The sequence below is a fragment of the Geodermatophilus sp. SYSU D00698 genome, from assembly GCF_054050335.1.
In genome coordinates this window covers 94,952-112,003 of sequence record NZ_JBJGZD010000016.1, presented here as the reverse complement: position 1 = coordinate 112,003, position 17,052 = coordinate 94,952, and the positions used below count along the sequence as shown (strand labels likewise).

At 75.4% G+C, this 17,052-nt stretch carries 17 protein-coding genes; 9 read left to right on the top strand and 8 right to left on the bottom strand.

The window, feature by feature from the left end:
* The coding region (locus tag ACI8AB_RS15610; RefSeq protein WP_456950850.1) for an integrase core domain-containing protein at positions 1–295 on the top strand (295 nt) is incomplete at its 5' end.
* Here ACI8AB_RS15610 and ACI8AB_RS15605 read toward each other — a convergent pair.
* Entirely contained in the window at positions 292–1,194 is a 903-nt protein-coding gene (locus ACI8AB_RS15605) for a maleylpyruvate isomerase N-terminal domain-containing protein (protein ID WP_456950849.1), read from the bottom strand. The two genes, ACI8AB_RS15610 and ACI8AB_RS15605, sit on opposite strands and share 4 nt — an antisense overlap.
* A gap of 83 nt (positions 1,195–1,277) precedes the next feature.
* Between ACI8AB_RS15605 and ACI8AB_RS15600 the strand changes: the two genes are divergently transcribed.
* Positions 1,278–2,399 (top strand): diguanylate cyclase, encoded by a 1,122-nt coding sequence (locus ACI8AB_RS15600; protein ID WP_456950848.1) that lies wholly within the window; start codon positions 1,278–1,280, stop codon positions 2,397–2,399.
* A gap of 355 nt (positions 2,400–2,754) precedes the next feature.
* A complete protein-coding gene (locus ACI8AB_RS15595; RefSeq protein ID WP_387984854.1) occupies positions 2,755–3,255 on the top strand; it encodes a DUF3145 domain-containing protein in 501 nt (166 codons plus the stop codon).
* Between the two features lie 231 nt (positions 3,256–3,486).
* Here the strand turns inward: ACI8AB_RS15595 and ACI8AB_RS15590 are convergent, their stop codons facing one another.
* The 6 genes from ACI8AB_RS15590 to ACI8AB_RS15565 form a co-directional block, all read right to left on the bottom strand.
* Positions 3,487–4,899, bottom strand: coding sequence for an acyl-CoA carboxylase subunit beta (locus ACI8AB_RS15590; protein WP_387984852.1), 1,413 nt, complete (start codon positions 4,897–4,899; stop codon positions 3,487–3,489).
* A 60-nt stretch (positions 4,900–4,959) separates the two neighbouring features.
* Positions 4,960–6,198, bottom strand: a complete 1,239-nt coding sequence (locus ACI8AB_RS15585) for a beta-ketoacyl-[acyl-carrier-protein] synthase family protein (protein WP_456950847.1) — start codon at positions 6,196–6,198, stop codon at positions 4,960–4,962.
* 49 nt (positions 6,199–6,247) lie between these two features.
* The gene (locus ACI8AB_RS15580; RefSeq protein WP_387984847.1) at positions 6,248–6,487 is read right to left on the bottom strand and encodes an acyl carrier protein; all 240 of its coding nucleotides are present in this window, start codon (positions 6,485–6,487) and stop codon (positions 6,248–6,250) included.
* Positions 6,488–6,564: 77 nt separating this feature from the next.
* The gene (locus tag ACI8AB_RS15575) at positions 6,565–7,530 is read right to left on the bottom strand and encodes a beta-ketoacyl-ACP synthase III (protein ID WP_456950846.1); all 966 of its coding nucleotides are present in this window, start codon (positions 7,528–7,530) and stop codon (positions 6,565–6,567) included.
* A complete protein-coding gene (locus tag ACI8AB_RS15570; protein ID WP_456950845.1) occupies positions 7,527–8,729 on the bottom strand; it encodes an acyltransferase domain-containing protein in 1,203 nt (400 codons plus the stop codon). Before ACI8AB_RS15570 ends, ACI8AB_RS15575 begins: the two co-directional genes overlap by 4 nt.
* Before the next feature lie 163 nt (positions 8,730–8,892).
* Positions 8,893–10,071: a PucR family transcriptional regulator gene (locus ACI8AB_RS15565; protein ID WP_456950844.1), complete on the bottom strand. Its 1,179-nt coding sequence runs from the start codon at positions 10,069–10,071 to the stop codon at positions 8,893–8,895.
* Between the two features lie 44 nt (positions 10,072–10,115).
* Between ACI8AB_RS15565 and ACI8AB_RS15560 the strand changes: the two genes are divergently transcribed.
* Complete coding sequence (locus ACI8AB_RS15560) at positions 10,116–10,805, top strand: phosphatase PAP2 family protein (RefSeq protein WP_456950843.1); 690 nt, start codon at positions 10,116–10,118, stop codon at positions 10,803–10,805.
* Positions 10,802–11,287 (top strand): pirin family protein, encoded by a 486-nt coding sequence (locus ACI8AB_RS15555; RefSeq protein WP_456950842.1) that lies wholly within the window; start codon positions 10,802–10,804, stop codon positions 11,285–11,287. Before ACI8AB_RS15560 ends, ACI8AB_RS15555 begins: the two co-directional genes overlap by 4 nt.
* Positions 11,288–11,305: 18 nt before the next feature.
* On the opposite strand, the gene ACI8AB_RS15550 is transcribed toward ACI8AB_RS15555, so the two are convergent.
* Positions 11,306–12,331: a LacI family DNA-binding transcriptional regulator gene (locus ACI8AB_RS15550; RefSeq protein WP_456950841.1), complete on the bottom strand. Its 1,026-nt coding sequence runs from the start codon at positions 12,329–12,331 to the stop codon at positions 11,306–11,308.
* Positions 12,332–12,515: 184 nt separating this feature from the next.
* Here ACI8AB_RS15550 and ACI8AB_RS15545 point away from each other — a divergent pair, with 184 nt between their 5' ends.
* The 4 genes from ACI8AB_RS15545 (at position 12,516) to ACI8AB_RS15530 (ending at position 17,050) form a co-directional block, all read left to right on the top strand.
* Positions 12,516–13,811 carry an ABC transporter substrate-binding protein gene (locus tag ACI8AB_RS15545; protein WP_456950840.1) on the top strand — a complete coding sequence of 432 codons (1,296 nt, stop codon included), beginning with the start codon at positions 12,516–12,518 and terminating at the stop codon, positions 13,809–13,811.
* Between the two features lie 100 nt (positions 13,812–13,911).
* Complete coding sequence (locus ACI8AB_RS15540; protein ID WP_456950839.1) at positions 13,912–14,898, top strand: carbohydrate ABC transporter permease; 987 nt, start codon at positions 13,912–13,914, stop codon at positions 14,896–14,898.
* A gap of 8 nt (positions 14,899–14,906) precedes the next feature.
* Positions 14,907–15,806 carry a carbohydrate ABC transporter permease gene (locus ACI8AB_RS15535; protein WP_456950838.1) on the top strand — a complete coding sequence of 300 codons (900 nt, stop codon included), beginning with the start codon at positions 14,907–14,909 and terminating at the stop codon, positions 15,804–15,806.
* 50 nt (positions 15,807–15,856) lie between these two features.
* Positions 15,857–17,050 (top strand): ABC transporter ATP-binding protein, encoded by a 1,194-nt coding sequence (locus ACI8AB_RS15530; RefSeq protein ID WP_456950837.1) that lies wholly within the window; start codon positions 15,857–15,859, stop codon positions 17,048–17,050.
* Positions 17,051–17,052 lie beyond the last annotated feature (2 nt).

The window sequence follows — 17,052 nt, the reverse complement described above, 5'->3', positions numbered from 1 at the left end:
CGCCTTCGCCTACCGGCACAGCCACGCCTGGCGCCAGGCCCTGACCGACCTGGGCGCCGAGGGCCGCCGGATCCGGCCCTACCGGCCGCAGACCAACGGCAAGGCCGAGCGGTTCAACCGCACGCTGTTTGAGGAATGGGCCTACGCGCGCCCGTTTGACTCCAGCTCAGACCGGGCCGCGGCCTTGCCCGGCTGGCTGCACACCTACAACCATCACCGCACCCACACCGCCCTCGGCGGACGGCCACCGATCAGCCGCATCCCCGTCAACGACCTCGCGGGACAGAACAGCTAGCGGCGCCCGCGGAACCGGCCGAGCAGGTCGCCGGCGCCCCCGACGGTCCGCGCGGCCAGCGCCAGGATCGGCCCGCCGGGGATGCCCGGCGCCGACTCGACGATCGGGGCCAGCCGCATCAGCTCCGGCAGGTCCCGCACCCGCAGCCGGCGCCGCACCAGCGCCGCGGCCGGGTTGGTCCGCCCCGACGCCGACTCCAGCAGGACGTCGGCCGCGGCCTCGACGACGGCGCCGCGGGGCCGCGTGCCGCCCACCGGCCGCACCGTCCAGCCCGGCGGGTCGGCCGCGAAGACCCACCCGCCGCCGGGGGTCACCAGGGCGGCGCCGCCGGCGATGCCCGAGGAGGCGGCCAGCGCGCCGGTGACGTCGGCCAGCGCGGCCAGCCCGGCGTCCAGGACCCGTGCCGGGACCGGGGGAGCGCCCAGCGGTGCCAGGTCCAGGCCGTGCACGGCGAGCTCGTAGGCCTGACCGAGGACCACCGACAGCATCGGCAGCCGCCCGACCGTGGAGACCGCGGGCGCGGCGTCCAGCTCGACGGGCTCCTCGGTCAGGTAGCGCTCGGTCGCCTCCCGGTTGCGGCGCAGCGCGGCGAGGACCTCCCCCCGCGAGGCGTCGCGGTGGGTGGCGGTCACCCGGGCGTTGGTCGCGTCGACGTCGGCCGGCGTCCCGGTGCCGCCGGCCCGGGCGGAGGCCACCAGGTCGGCCAGGGCGGCGTGGTCGGGCCAGCAGCCCAGGTGCACGCACACCTCGTGCGCCCGCCAGCCCGGGAGCCGCGTCGGCCGGTCCAGGTCCACCGCGGCCGCCTGCTCGAGGAAGGCGTCCCAGGCGCCGAGCACCATCGGCCCCACCACGTCCCGGCCGGCATCGGCCATCCCGCGCGTCCCGTCGTCCCGTCCCATGCCCCGGCCCCTACCCACCCCGTCGGGGGAGTGGCACGTGCGTCCGAGTGGAGAACGGAACGAGATCGGCCGAGAACCCCAGCGTGGACGGGGCAGGGGTGCGGCGTGCCGAGGCGGGGACCGCGCGCCGGCCGCGGCGTGCCGCGCCCGCCTGGCTCGGCGCCGGCCTCTACCGGCCGCTGGCCGAGGACGACGAGCGCGCCCGCTTCTGGGTCCGGCACGTGCACACCGGCGTGCTGCTCAGCGAGATCGCCGGCTGGGCCTGCCTGGTCTACACCCTGACGACCCCGACCCCCGGTCACCGGCACCCCGTCCTCCTGGCGCTGGCCGGCTCGGTCGTCGTCCTGACGCCCCTGCTGCTCCTCCTGCCGCTGCACCGGATCGTCCGCGACCTGCGCGGCCCGCTGCTGTTCTCCGTCTGGACGGCCGCCGTGACGGCCATCGTCGCCACCGCTGCGCGGCTCGACGGCGGCACCGACAGCCCGCTGTCGGTGATCTTCTTCCTGGTCCTCGTCTACATGGCGGTGGCCTACCCGCCGGCCGGCGTGGTGCTCACCGGCACGCTCATGACCACCGCGTACGCGACCCTGGTCGCCGGCCCGCCGGATGCGCACTCGCTGCTGGTGGCCACCGTGCTCGGCACGGTCACGCTGATCTGCACGCTGTCCTCGGCCAACCAGTGGGCCGCCCACGACCGGCAGGTGCTGCTGCTGCGCACCCAGGAGGCGCTGGCCACCACCGACCCGCTCACCGGCGTGCCCAACCGCCGGGTCTTCCTCGACCGCGTCGGCCGGGCCGTGCGCCTCGCCGGCCGGGGCGAGCGGGCGGTGGTCTGCATCGTCGACCTGGACGGTTTCAAGGCGGTCAACGACCGGCGGGGCCACGCCGCCGGCGACGAGGTCCTCCGCTCGGTCGCCGCCGCGCTGGGCCGGGTGGTCCGCGAGACCGACACCGTCGCCCGGCTCGGTGGTGACGAGTTCGCCGTCCTCGCCGGGTCCCTGCTGCCCGCCGACGACGTCCTGCTGGCCGACCGCCTGCGCGCCGCCGTCGCGGAGGTCGGGACCGGCTGCGGGGTGACCGCCAGCGTGGGCTGTGCCCCCGTGCACCCCGACGACGACGTCGCGGGCGTGCTGCACCGCGCCGACGAGGCGATGTACCGGGCCAAGGCGGCCGGCGGGGACCGGGTCGCCGATCTCGCAGGGTGACCGACACTCCCGCAGGCCGCTCACCGAGCGTCACCGGCGGTCGACGGAGTTCCGTATGCGACACGGGCTCCCGCAACGGCCCGTGACGGGAGCCACGGTGTAGCGTCGAGGCGGTCCGACCCCGGGTTGGACTCTGCGCCGGTGGTCGTGGTATGGCGCTGACCAGCACTTCCGTGACGCGCGTGGCGGGTGTGGTCACATCCGGAACAGTCGCTGCATCCGCACTGGCGCGACCGGCACCTCATCGTGCACACTGTCACCGGGAGCCCTGGTCCGCCGCCGTTGACCACAGCCTGTCACCGAATCGATCGTCCGTTGGGGAAGACGAGACCGATCGAGTCGATGGAGGTGCCTCGTGCAGCGACGGTCTACCCAGGGTGTCGTCTTCGTGCACTCCTGCCCGAAGGCGCTCTGCCAGCACGTCGAGTGGGCGCTCGAACGCGTCATCGGCGCGCCGGTCTCCCTGTCGTGGGCCGACCAGCCCGCGGCGCACGGTGCCTACCGTGCCGAGGTCGCCTGGACCGGGGTCCCCGGCACGGGCGCCAAGCTGGTCGCCGCGCTGCGCGCGTGGCCGATGCTGCGCTTCGAGGTGACCGAAGAGGCCAGCCACGGCAACGACGGCGAGCGCATGTCCTACGTGCCCGGGCACGGCGTCTTCCGGGCGCCCACGAGCGCCAACGGCGACATCGTCGTGACCGAGCAGCAGCTGCGGACGCTCGCGGCGACCGCCACGTCGGTGGAGGCGTTCCGCCACGGCGTCGACCAGCTCCTCGGCGCGGCCTGGGACGCCGACCTCGAGGTGTACCGCTACGCCGGCGACGGCAGCCAGACCACCTGGCTGCACCAGGTCGTCTGAGCGTCCGGAGCGGAGTCGCAGGTCACGATCAGGGCACACGACGTGAGGCACCCCGCCCCCTCGTCGTAGGCTGCACACCAGGTCGTCCGGACGCCGTCGGGGAAGCGGCGTCCGGGCGACCTCCACACGAGAGGCCCGCCACCGCTGCAGCGGTGGCGGGCCTCCCGGCGTCCGGACGGGAACTCGTCCGGTGGGCGGTCGGCCCCGCCGCGCGGGGCAGCGGGGACCTCCTCAGAGCGGGATGTTGCCGTGGGCGCCACGGCCGGCCGGGGCCGAGGCGAGGGCCTCGACCAGCCGGCGGCGGGTGCGGGAGGGCTCCACCACCTCGTCGACGACGCCGATCTCCAGCGCCCGGTTCACCCCGCCGGCGATCCGCTCGTGCTCGGCGGCCAGCTGCGCGTGCAGCGCCTCGCGCTCGGCCGGCGGCACCGCGGCCAGCTTCTTGCGGTGCAGGATGCCGACGGCGGCCTTGGCGCCCATGACCGCGACCTCGGCGCCGGGCCAGGCGAAGACGGCGGTGGCGCCGAGCGAGCGCGAGTTCATCGCGATGTAGGCCCCGCCGTAGGACTTGCGGGTCACCAGCGTCACCCGCGGCACGACCGCCTCGGCGAAGGCGTGCAGCAGCTTCGCGCCGCGCCGCACCACGCCGTCCCACTCCTGGCCCACGCCGGGCAGGTAGCCGGGGACGTCGACCAGCACCACCAGCGGCACCCCGAAGGCGTCGCACATCCGCACGAAGCGGGCGGCCTTCTCCGCCGACGCGGAGTCCAGGCAGCCGCCCAGACGCAGCGGGTTGTTGGCGATCACGCCGACCGTCCGACCGCCCAGCCGGCCGAGCGTGGTGACCACGTTCGGCGCCCAGCGCGGGTGCAGCTCCAGCCCCGGCCCGTCGAGCACGGCGGCCACGAGCGGCTTGACGTCGTAGGCCCGCTGCGGCTGCTCGGGCAGCAGGGAGCGCAGGTCGACGTCGGGGGCCTCCGACGCCGGCGCGAAGGAGCCCTGCGCGGCGAACAGGTCCACCGCCTGCCGGGCGGTCTCCAGGGCCGCCGCCTCGGACTCGGTGACCACGTGCACGACGCCGCTGCGCCGGCCGTGGGTGTCCGGGCCGCCGAGGCGCTCCATGTCGACGTCCTCGCCGGTGACCGAGCGGACCACGTCGGGGCCGGTGACGAACACCCGCCCGGCCGGCCCCATGATCACCAGGTCGGTGAGAGCCGGCCCGTACGCGGCGCCGCCGGCAGCCGGGCCGAGGACGACCGACACCTGGGGCACCCGGCCCGAGGCGCGCACCATCGCGGCGAACACCTCGCCGACGGCGTGCAGCGCGGTCACGCCCTCGGCCAGGCGGGCGCCGCCGGAGTGCCAGATGCCGACCACCGGCACGCGCTCACGCAGCGCGGTGTCGATGGCGTCGACGATGTGCCGGCAGCCGTCGATCCCCATCGCGCCGCCCATCACCGTGGCGTCGGTGCAGAAGGCGACGGCGGGGCTGCCGGCCACCGTCCCGCGCGCGGCCATGACGCCCGAGGTGTCGCGGGGGGCGAGCAGGGCCACCGACCCGGCGTCGAAGAAGCGGGCGAGGCGGTCCTCGGGGTCGCGCGGGTCGGGGCTGGGCAGCGTCGGGACGGCGTGGACGGTGGTCACCGGACCTCCAGGGGCGGGCCTTGAGTGCGGGGCCGGCCCGGGGGCCGGGCGGGGAGTGCGCTAGGCGGTCGTGAAGACGAGCGCGATGTTGTGGCCGCCGAAGCCGAACGAGTCGTTGACCGCGGCGGTGAGGGACGCCTGGCGCGGCTCGCGGCGGACGATGTCGAGGGCCTGCACGGCGGCGTCGTCGTCGGGGTCGTCGAGGTTCGCCGTCGCGGGCACGACCTGCTCGCGCAGCGCGAGGATGGTGAACACCGACTCCAGGGCGCCGGCGGCGCCGAGCAGGTGGCCGGTCTGGCTCTTCGTCGCGGTGACCAGCGCGTGGTCGCCCACGGCGCTGCGGATCGCGGCGGCCTCGGCGGTGTCCCCGACCGGCGTCGAGGTGGCGTGCGCGTTGACGTGGCCGACGTCGGCGGGGTCGACGCCGGCGTCGCGCAGCGCGGCGCCGATCGCGCGGGCGGCGCCCTCGCCCTCGGGGTGCGGGGCGACCAGGTCGTAGCCGTCGGCGGTGGCGCCGGCACCGGCGAGCCGGGCGTGCACCCGGGCGCCGCGGGCCCTGGCCAAGCCCGCGCGCTCGAGGACCAGCGCGGCCGCGCCCTCACCGAGCACGAACCCGTCGCGGCCCTTGTCGAACGGGCGCGAGGCGCGCTCGGGCTCGTCGTTGCGGGTGCTCATCGCCCGCATGGCGGCGAACCCGGCCATCGGCAGCGGGTGGACGACGGCCTCGGCGCCGCCGACCAGGACGACGTCGGCGCGGTCGAAGCGCAGCAGGTCCAGGCCCCAGCGGATCGCCTCGGCGCCGGAGGCGCAGGCGCTGACCGGGGCGTGCACGCCGCCGCGGGCGCCGATGGCCAGCCCGACGGCCGCGGCGGGGCCGTTGGGCATGAGCATCGGGATGGTGAAGGGGGAGACCCGCTTGGGGCCCTTCTCCTCCAGGACGTCGTCCTGGCCGAGCAGGGTCAGCGCCCCGCCGATGCCGGTGCCGAAGACGACGGCGATGCGCTCGGGCTCGACCCCGGCGTCGGCGGCACCGGACTCGGCCCAGGCCTGCTCGGCGGCGATGACCGCGACCTGCTGGCTGCGGTCCAGCCGGCGCGCGCGGACCCGGTCGAGCTGCTGGACGGGGTCGGTGGCCAGGGTCGCGGCGAGCTGGGCCGGGAACTCCTTGACCCAGTCGTCGTCGAGGCGGCGGACCCCCGACCGTCCGGCCAGCAGCGCGTCCCAGGTGCTGGCGACGTCGCCACCGAGGGGCGTGGTGGCTCCGAGGCCGGTGACGACGACGTCGTCGTTCGAGCTCATGACGGTCCTCTCCTGGGGGCGTGCGGGCGCGGGCGGCCGGGGACCCGGCTCAGCCCTGGTTCTTCTGGATGTAGCTGATGGCGTCGCCGACGGTCTTGATGTTGCCGAGCTCGTCGTCCGGGATGGCCACGCCGAACTTGTCCTCGACGGCGGTGGCGATCTCGACCATCGACAGGGAGTCGACGTCGAGGTCCTCGGTGAACGACTTCTCCGGGGTGGCGTCGGCGGGGGCGACCCCGGCGACCTCCTCCAGGATCTCGGCCAGACCTGCCTGGATGTCCTCGCTCACGCGGGGGTCCTCTCTCTCGGTGGGGGCGGGCGCTGCCCGCCGTCGGGCCCGGACGTCCCGGGTGTCTGGGGTGCCGCTCAGGGCAGGACGAGCACCTGGCCGGCGAAGGTGAGGCCGGCGCCGTAGCCGAGGACGAGCGCGAGGTCGCCGCTCCTGGCCTCGCCGGACTCCATCAGCGCGGTGAGCGCCAGCGGGATCGACGCCGCGGAGGTGTTGCCGGCCTGGACGATGTCGCGGGCGACGACGGTCTCCTTGCCGAAGCCGAGCCGCCGGGTCATCGACTCGACGATGCGCAGGTTGGCCTGGTGCGGGGCGAACACGTCGATGTCCTCGGGTCCGACGCCGGCGGACTCCATCGCCTGGATGAGGGTGTCGGTGAGCCGGGTGGTGGCCCAGCGGTAGACCGCCTGGCCGGCCATCGAGATGCCCTTGGAACCGGCGACGATCTCGATCGCGGAGAACTGGTCGCCGTCACTGCCCCACGCCACCGGGCCGATGCCCGGCTCGTCGGAGGCGCCGACCACGGCCGCCCCCGCGCCGTCGGCGAAGATCACCGCGGTGGAGCGGTCGGTCTGGTCGACGACGTCGGTGAGCCGCTCGACGCCGACCACCAGCGCGTTGCGCGCCGAGCCCGCGCGGATGGCCGCCGAGGCCACCTCCAGCGCGTAGCAGAAGCCGGCGCACCCGGCGTTGAGGTCGAACGCGCCGGGGCGGGGGATGCCCAGGCGGTGGGCGACCTGCGGGCCGATGCCGGGGATCGGCTCCTTGAGGCTGGCGCTGGCGAGGATCACCAGGTCGACCTCGTCGGGCGCCAGGCCGCTGGCGGCCAGCGCCTTGCCGCCGGCGGCGACGGCCATCTCCTGCAGGGTCTCGTCCTCCGAGGCCCAGCGGCGCTCGGCGATGCCGACGCGGGTCTGGATCCACTCGTCGTTGGTGTCCATCACCTGGGCGAGCTCGTCGTTGGTGACGCGCCGGCGGGGCCGGTAGCCACCGAGGCCCAGGATGCGCGCCCCGGGGGCGCCCTTCGGCAGTCGGATGCTCACGCGGGGACCTCCGGGTAGAGACGGGCGAGCGGGTCGCCGGCGTCGACGAGGTCGCCGTCCTGGACGAGCCACTCGGCGAGGACGCCGTCGTACCCGGCCGAGACCTTGACCTCCTCGCGGCGGCTGCGCACGCAGCCGAGGGGGGTGCCGGCGGGCAGGTGGGTGCCCTCGGGGACGTCGGCGGGGCTGACCGTGCCGCGGACGGGGGAGACGACGACGCGCCAGTCGGGCTGGTGCTCGGCCTCGGGGCGGCCGCGGGCGGCGTCGATGAGCGCGCGGGCGCGGTCGAGGTCGCCGGGGCCGGCCAGCGCGAGCACCTCGACCTCGGCACCCCTCCACTCGCGCTTGGCCAGGCCCGCCAGCGCGCCCGCCGGCGGCAGCTCGATGGCCGCGGTGACGCCGAGCTCCCGCAGGGTGGCCAGGCACGCGTCGAAGCGCACCGGACTGGTGACCTGGCTGACCAGGCGGGACAGCGCCTCGGCGCCGGAGTCGACGGCGGCGCCGTCGGCGTTGGACAGCAGCAGCCGGCTCGGGTCGGCCGGGCGCAGGCCGCCGACCAGGCCCTCGAGCTCCTCGCGGGCCGGGCCCATGTAGGAGGTGTGGAACGCGCCCGCCACCGACAGCGGCACCACCCGCGCCTTCGCGGGCGGCTCCGCCTTGAGCGCGGCCAGCCCGTCGAGCGGCCCGGCGACGACGACCTGGCCGCCGCCGTTGAGGTTGGCCGCGACCAGTCCGTGCCGCTCGAGCGCCTTCTCCAGCTCGTCGGGGTCGGCGCCGAGGACGGCGGACATGCCGGTCGGGGTGAGCCCGCAGGCGCGGGCCATCGCGCGGCCGCGGACGGCGGTCAGCGCGATCGCCGCCTCGACCGACAGCACGCCGGCCAGCGCGGCCGCGGTGAGCTCGCCGACGCTGTGCCCGGCGATGACGACGTCGCGGCCGGTCTGCGGGCTGTGCGCGACCGGGCCGGGCAGGCCGCCGAGCTCACGGGCGACGAACAGGCTCATCGCGACGACCAGCGGCTGGGTGACCGCGGTGTCGCGGATCGCCTCGGCGTCGCCGGTGGTGCCCAGGGTCAGCAGGTCGGCGTCGGCGACCGCCCCGGCCCAGCGGAAGAAGGACTCGGCGCCGGGGAGCTCCAACCAGGGGGTGAGCATCCCGGGCTTCTGCGCACCCTGCCCGGGTGCGAGGACGGCCAGCACCTCACCACCGTCTCATTGGTCACGGTCCCCCGCGCGCTCGTCCGGCACGAAAGGACACCGCTGCGCTTTGGAGGGTTCCTACAACAGCGGAGCCCGGACGAGCCGTCGCGGTGCCGATCCGTGGTGGACAACACTGCAGGACCCCTTGCGGCCCCGGGCCCCGCTAGTGCCAGAGGGAGCGCTCGCCGCCCAGGTCGGCCAGTGCGAGCGCGACCTGGAGCGTCCAGGCGCCGCGCGGGTCGGTGGCCACCTGGCCGGTCACCTCGGCGGCCCGCTTGAGCCGGTACCGGACGGTGTTCGGGTGGACGAACAGCGCCCGCGCGGTGGCCTCCAGGTTGCCGCCGCCGGCCAGCACCGCCCGCACCGTCTCGAGCAGGTCGCCGCCGGCGGTGCGCAGCGGGAGCACGACCCGCTCGGTGAGCGCCGCGCGGGCCAGCGGGTCGCCGTCGAGGGCCCGCTCGGGCAGCAGCGCGTCGGCGGGCACCGGCCGCGGTGCGCCGGGCCAGGCGCGCGCGGCCCGGAGCCCGGCCAGCGCCGCCGCGGCCGACCCGCCGGCCGCGCTGAGCCGGTCGACGACCGGGCCGAGGACCACCGGGCCCGGCCCGAACTCCTCGGTGACCCGCTCGGCCGCCGACCGCAGGTCCTCGGCGCCGCCCAGCACCACCACCAGCTGCTCGGCGTGCACGCCCACGAGCACCTCGCAGCGGTGCGAGCGGGCGGCGCGCCGGACGTCGGCGTGCGTGTCGCCGTCGGCGGGGGCGACCCCGACCAGCACGGCCACCGGGCCGGTGCCGTCCCAGCCGAGCGCGGAGGCGCGGCCGGGCAGCTCCTCGGAGCGCTCGCCGCGGACCAGCGCGTCGACGACCAGCGCCTCCAGCCGCGCGTCCCAGGCACCGCGGTTCTCGGCGAAGCTCGCGTAGACGTGCGCGGTGGCGAAGGCGACCTCGCGGCTGAACAGCAGCACGGCCAAGCGCAGCGCGTCGGCGTCGCCGGGCTCGGCCACCGACTCGACGTGGTCGTCCATCACCTGGACGGTGAGCTCGACCAGGTCGACGGTCTGCTTGAGCGGGACGGCGCGGACCAGGTCGCGGGGCGCGGCGCCGAACACCTCGCCGGTGAGCCGGGGCGGGCGGTCGGGGGAGCGGCACCACTCGACCAGCGAGGCGATGCCGGCCTGCGCGACGAGCATGACCCACGAGCGCTGGTCGGCGGGCATGGTGCGGAACCAGGGCAGGTCCTCGTCCATGCGGGCGACGGCGCGGGTGGCGATGGCCCCGGAGGCGCGCTCCAGCCGCCGCAGCGTCGCCGCCGTCGGCGGGCGGTCGATCACCCGGTGGGCCACGCGGTCAGCGTGTCACGGCCCGTTGCGTCGGGGAGAGTGGGGGAGTGACCGCCCCGACCACCGCGCCCGCACGGGCCCGCCGCCGGGTGCTCCGCGCGATCGGGGCCGGCCTTACCGTCCTCGCCCTGCTCGGGACCGGGGTGGCGGCCCGCTTCGGTCCGCAGGTGCGCCTCGACGACGCGGTCAGCCGGGAGCTGTACGCCGGGGACGACCGCTCGGCGCCGGTGAGCGCACTGCTGGAGACGCTCACCACCCCGGGCGTCACCTGGTTCCGCGTGCTGGTGTCCCTGCCCGTGCTGGTCTGGCTGGTCCGCCGCCGCGCGTGGCGCACCGTGCTGTGGGTCGTCGTCGCGGTCACCGCCGTCGGGCCGCTCACCACCGCGCTCAAGGAGCTGGTCGGGCGCGCCCGACCGGCGTTCGAGAACGGCGGCCTGGTGTACGAGGGGCTGAGCTACCCGAGCGGGCACTCCTCGGGCATCGCCACGCTGGTCACCGTCGCGCTGGTGCTGGCCTGGCCGCGGCTGACCGCGCCCGGCCGCCGCGCCGCCGTCGCCGCGGGGGTCGCGCTCGCGGTGCTGGTCGGGCTGACCCGCGTGTGGCTGGGCGTCCACTACCCGTCCGACGTCGTCGGCGGGCTGTGCCTGGGGGCGGCGTGGTCGCTGCTGGTCGCCCTGGTCGCCGGCGGGCTGCCCGGCGGTCCGGCGGCGCTGCCCGGGCGGGACGCCGCGCGGTGACCGACGTCGAGGGCGCCCCGCTGCTCGAGCCGGGCGACGGCTCGCTCGGCCCGCTGCTGCGGGTCACCGACGACCGGCTGCCGCCCGGCGCCGGCTACGGCGTGCACGCGCACCGCGCGGTCGACGTCGTCGCGGTCGTGCTGGCCGGCTCGCTCACCCACCGGTGGGGCGGGGACGCCCCGCTGGCGGCCGGCGACGTCGGGGTGCTGCGCGCGGGCACCGGGCTGGACCACGACGAGGTCGCCGGACCCGGCGGCGCCCGGGTGCTGCAGGCCTACCTGCGCGCGGCCGACCCGGGCGCGGCCCCGGCGCACGAGGTCGTGCGCGCCCCCGCGGGCTGGGTCGACCTCGGCCGCCCCGACGCCCGGCTGTGGCTGGGGGCGGACGGCCCCGACGTCCCCGACGGCGTCGTGCTGCGCCCCGGCGGCGGGGTCGCCGTCGTGTGGCGCGTCGATCCCGCCCGCCCCGCCTGGGCGACCTGAGCGGGGACCCTCGCGACCTCAGGCGGAGGCGCGCCGCACGAGCCGGGTCGGGCAGACCCGCGCCTCCACCTCCGCGGAGCCCTCGACCTGGCGCAGCAGCAGGTCGGTCATGTGGCGGGTCATCTCGCCCAGCGGCTGGGCGACCGTGGTCAGCGGCGGGTCGGTGGTGGCGGCCACCGCGGCGTCGTCGAACCCGACGACGGCGACGTCGCCGGGCACCGAGCGGCCGGCCTCCCGCAGCGCGCGCAGTGCCCCCACGGCCATCGGGTCGGAGGCGACGAACACGCCGTCCAGGTCGGGTGCCCGCTCGAGCAGCTCGGCCATCGCGCGGGCGCCGCCGGCCTCGGTGAAGTCCCCCTCGGCGACCAGCGCGGGATCGAGCCCGACACCCGCGGCGTCCAGCGCGGCGCGGTAGCCGGCGGAGCGGTCGAGGCCCGCGATCATGTCCTGGGGGCCGGTCACGGTGGCCACCCGGCGCCGGCCGGAGGCGAGCAGGTGCTCGGTCGCGCTGCGCGCACCCCCGGCGTTGTCGGCGTCGACGTAGCAGACGTCGCGGCCGTCCGGCGGGCGGCCGGAGAGCACCAGCGGCACGCCGGCCTCGGCGAGCACGCCGGGCAGCGTGTCGTCGCGGTGCGGGGACACGAGGATGACGCCGTCGACGTGCCCCTGGCGCACGTACCGGCCGACCTTCTCCTGCTCGCGCCCGCCCCGGGCGGCCAGCAGGACGAGGTTCATCTCGGTGTCGGCCAGCGCCCCGGACAGCTCCCGCACGATCCGGGCGAAGAACGGGTCGCTGAAGACCTGCACGTTGGACTCCGAGAGCACCAGCGCGATGGTGTCGGTGCGCCGGGTGACCAGGCTGCGGGCCGCCGGGTTGGGCACGTAGTGCAGTTGCGCGACGGCCTCCTCGACCGCGCGCCGGGCCTCCGGGCGCACCTTCGGGGAGCCGTTGACCACGCGGGACACCGTCGCGCGGGACACCCCGGCGAGCCGCGCGACCTCGTCGAGGGTGGGCGAGGCCCCGCGACCAGCGACCGTCGTCACGTGACCTCCTCCGTCGTCGTGGGGGTCCATGGTGCACGCCACGGGTCCCCGACAGACCGTGAGAGCGCTCTCTTGACACGGGAGTGTGACCCCCGCCACTCTGCTCCCACCGCTCGTGAGAGCGCTTTCACGAACGTCACCGCAGCCCGGACGCCGCTGTCCGCGAACCGATCCAGGAGGACCGATGACCGTTCCCCCGAGACGCAGGGCGGCGCTGGGCGCCGCGCTCGTCGCGACGCTGATGGCCGCCGGCTGTGGGGGCTCCGGCTCCGACGACGACGGCACGATCACCCTCGACCTCGGCCTGTTCGGGACCTTCGGGTTCCAGGAGGCCGGGCTCTACGACGAGTACATGGAGCTGCACCCGGAGATCCGGATCGAGGAGGAGTCGGTCGAGCGGTCGGCCGACTACTACCGGGCGCTGCAGACCCGGCTGGCGGCGGGCTCCGGTCTCGCCGACATCCAGGGCATCGAGATCGGCTTCGTCGCCGACGTTGTGGAGAACCACGCCGACGCGTTCGTCGACTTCGCCGCGGAGGGCGACGCGGACGAGGTCCTCGGCCACTTCTACGACTGGAAGGTCGAGGAGGCCACCACCTCCGACGGCCGGGTGATCGGCCTGGGCACCGACGCCGGCCCCGAGGCCATGTGCTTCCGCCGCGACCTGTTCGAGCAGGCCGGCCTGCCCACCGACCGCACCCGGCTCGCCTCGCTGTGGTCGACCTGGGAGGGCTACCTCGAGCTCGGCCGGCAGTACGAGGCCTCGCCGACCAAGCCGGAGGGCAGCTCGTTCGTCGACAGCCCGGCGAGCGTCTTCTCCGCGGCCGTCTACCAGGGCGAGACCGCCTACAACGACGCGGACGGCAACCCGATCCCCGACTCCAGCGACGGCGTCGCCACGGCCTGGCAGAACGCCAGCGTGGCGGCCGCGGAGCAGATGACGGCCAACCTCATCCAGTTCGGCGACGAGTGGAACTCCGCCTTCGCCAACGGCGCGTTCGCCACCATCTCCTGCCCCGCCTGGATGCTCGGCTACATCAGCGGGCAGGCCGGCGAGGAGGCCGCGGGCACCTGGGACGTCGCGCCGCTGCCCGGCGGTGCCGGCAACTGGGGCGGCTCCTGGCTCGGCGTCACCGAGTCCAGCGAGCACAAGGAGGAGGCCATCGCCCTCGTCGAGTGGCTGACCGCGCCCGAGCAGCAGATCAAGATGTTCACCCGGGAGGCGCACTTCCCGTCCAGCCAGGAGGCGGCGGAGGACCCGCAGGTGTCCGACGCGACCAACGACTACTTCAGCGGGGCGCCGGTCGGGCAGATCTTCGGGGAGTCGGCGGCGGCGCTGCGGTTCACGCCGATCGGTCCCTACGACACCCAGATCCAGGAGGCGTTCACCAACGCCCTGAGCACGGTCGCCGAGGGGACCTCCCCCGACGACGCCTTCCAGGCGGCCCTCGACGAGATCGAACAGGTCGTCGGCGGCTGACAGACCCCGGCCGGCGCCGGGGCGAGTCCACCCGCCCCGGCGCCGGCCGGCTCCACCCCCTCGTGGGGACCCTGCTCGTGATCTCCCCGGAAGGCCCGGCATGACCATCGCCAGCGACGACCCCCGGGTCGCGGCGGCCGCCGCACCGGCTCCACCGAGCCCGCCCGTCCGCACCACGGCCGGCCGCCGCCGGTCCCGGCTCACCCGCAACCGCTGGGGCTACGCCTACGTCGCCCCGTTCTTCGTCCTCTTCGCCGCCTTCAGCCTCTACCCGTTCCTCTACACCGCCTGGATCTCGCTGCACGAGGTGCGGCTGTCCGACATCGACGGCGCCGAGTTCGTCGGCCTGGGGAACTACACCGAGCTGCTGCAGAACGAGTTCTTCTGGAACGCCGCGCGGAACACCCTCACCATCGGCATCCTCTCGACGGTGCCCCAGCTGGCCATGGCCCTGGGCCTGGCACACCTGCTCAACTACAGGCTGCGCGGCCGGACCTTCCTCCGGGTCGCGATGCTGATGCCCTACGCCACCAGCATCGCCGCGGCCACGCTGGTGTTCGCCCAGCTCTTCGGTCACGACTACGGGCTGGTCAACGCCGGCCTCGAGGCGGTCGGGTTCGACCGGGTCGACTGGGAGAGCGGGACCTGGACCAGCCAGATCGCCATCTCGGTGATCGTCACGTGGCGCTGGACCGGCTACAACGCGCTGATCTACCTGGCCGCCATGCAGGCCATCCCGAACGACCTGTACGAGGCCGCCACCATCGACGGCGCCAGCCGCTGGAAGCAGTTCCTCCACGTGACCATCCCGTCGCTGCGGCCCACGATCCTGTTCACGATCGTGGTCTCGACGATCGGCGCGGTGCAGCTGTTCGGCGAGCCGCTGCTGTTCAGCGGCAACGGCATGACCAGCGGCGGGGTCTCGAACCAGTACCAGACCCTCGGCCTGCTGATGTACGACCAGGGCTGGACCAACTTCCGTCTCGGTCAGGCCGCGGCCACCGCCTGGACCATGTTCCTGATCATCCTCGTCGTCGTCGGCGTCTACGGGCTGGTCGCCCGCCGGCGCGCCCGGGCCGAGCGGTAGGAGCCGTCATGACCACCCTCGCCTCCGCACCGGAGCGGGCCGCGTCCGCCCCGGCCCCCGCTCCCGCCGGGCGCCGCCGCCGGGCCCGGAAGGTGACCTCCGCCGGGCCGGTGACCTACGTGCTGCTCGGGCTCACCGCGCTGCTGTCGGTCTTCCCGCTGTACTGGACGGCGGTCGCGGCGTCGAAGACCAACGCCGAGCTCGCCGGCACCCCGCCGCCGTTCCTCCCCGACGCGGACCTGTTCACGAACATCGGCCGGGCCATGGACGAGGCGCCGATCGGCCTGGCGATCGTCAACTCGGTGGTCGTCGCGAGCTGCATCACCGTGGGCACCGTCCTGTGCAGCACGCTGGCCGGCTTCGCCTTCGCCAAGCTGCGCTTTCGCGGCAACAAGGCGCTGCTCGCGCTCGTCGTCGGCACGATGATGGTGCCGACCCAGCTGGCGATCATCCCGCTGTTCATCCTCGTCGCCCGGCTGCAGTGGGTCGACCACCTGCAGGCGGTCGTGCTGCCCACGCTGGTCAGCGCCTTCGGCGTCTTCTTCATGCGGCAGTTCCTGTCCCAGGCACTGCCCGACGAGCTGCTCGAGGCCGCCCGGGTCGACGGCGCCTCGACGCTGCGGACCTTCTGGTCCGTCGTCGTCCCGGTCGCCCGGCCCGCCATGGCGGTGCTGGCGATGCTGACCTTCCTCACCGCCTGGAACGACTTCTTCTGGCCGATCATCGCCCTCACCACGGAGAACCCGACCGTGCAGGTGGCGCTGGCCGGTCTCGGCGGCGGCTACGTCCCCGACACCGCGGTGATCATGGCCGGCACCCTCGTCGGGACCCTGCCGGTGCTCGTCGTCTTCGTCGTCCTCGGCAAGCAGATCGTCGGCGGCATCATGCAGGGCGCGGTGAAGGGATGAGGCGCCCGTCCGACCGTTCCGTCCCCCGCACCCCGGAAGGCGCCTGAGCCATGGCCACCGTCACCTTCGACTCCGCCACCCGCACCTACCCGAAGTCGGACCGGCCCGCCGTGGACGGCCTGGACCTGGAGATCGGCGACGGCGAGTTCCTCGTCCTCGTCGGCCCCTCGGGCTGCGGCAAGTCCACCTCGCTGCGCATGCTCGCCGGCCTGGAGGAGATCGACGCCGGCAGCATCCGGATCGGTGACCGCGACGTCACCGACGCCCCGCCGAAGGACCGGGACATCGCGATGGTCTTCCAGAACTACGCGCTCTACCCGCACATGACCGTCGAGCAGAACATGGGCTTCGCGCTGAGGATCGCCGGCGTCCCGAAGGACGAGATCGGCCGCCGGGTGGCCGAGGCGGCGAGGATCCTCGACCTCGAGGACTACCTGGGCCGGCGGCCCAAGGCGCTCTCGGGCGGCCAGCGGCAGCGGGTGGCCATGGGCCGGGCGATCGTCCGCCAGCCGCAGGTGTTCCTCATGGACGAGCCGCTGTCCAACCTCGACGCCAAGCTGCGGGTGCAGACCCGCACCCAGATCGCCGCCCTGCAGCGGCGGCTGGCCGTCACCACCGTCTACGTCACCCACGACCAGGTCGAGGCGATGACGATGGGCGACCGCGTGGCGGTGCTGCGCGACGGCGTCCTGCAGCAGTGCGACACCCCCGGCGCCCTGTACGACCGCCCGGCCAACACCTTCGTCGCCGGGTTCATCGGCTCGCCGGCGATGAACGTCGTCACCGGGACGGCGGTCGACGGCGGCGTGCGGCTCGCCGGCGCGGTGCTGCCGGTGCCGCGGGACCTGCTCGACCGGGCCGCCGCCGCCACCGGGAAGGTCACCGTCGGCTTCCGCCCCGAGGCGCTGGAGACCGCCGTGCCCGGTGACGGAGGGCCCGGCGAGGGCGTGCCCGTGGTGGTCAACGTCGTCGAGCAGCTGGGCGCGGACGCCTACCTCTACGCCACCCTCGGCGCCTCCGACGACGGCGACGTCCTGCACACCGCCGACGTCGTCGTCCGCACCGAGCCCCGCTCGGCCGCGGCGGTGGGGGAGACGGTGCACCTGCGGGTCCGCGAGGGCGGCCTGCACGTCTTCGACCCCGTGACGCAGGCGCGCGTCGACCAGCCCCTACCGTCCTCCCGTCGGCGGCGACCGCTGCCGCCGCGCCTCCCCCTGGCCTCGCCCCGCTCACCCCTGCCCTGAGG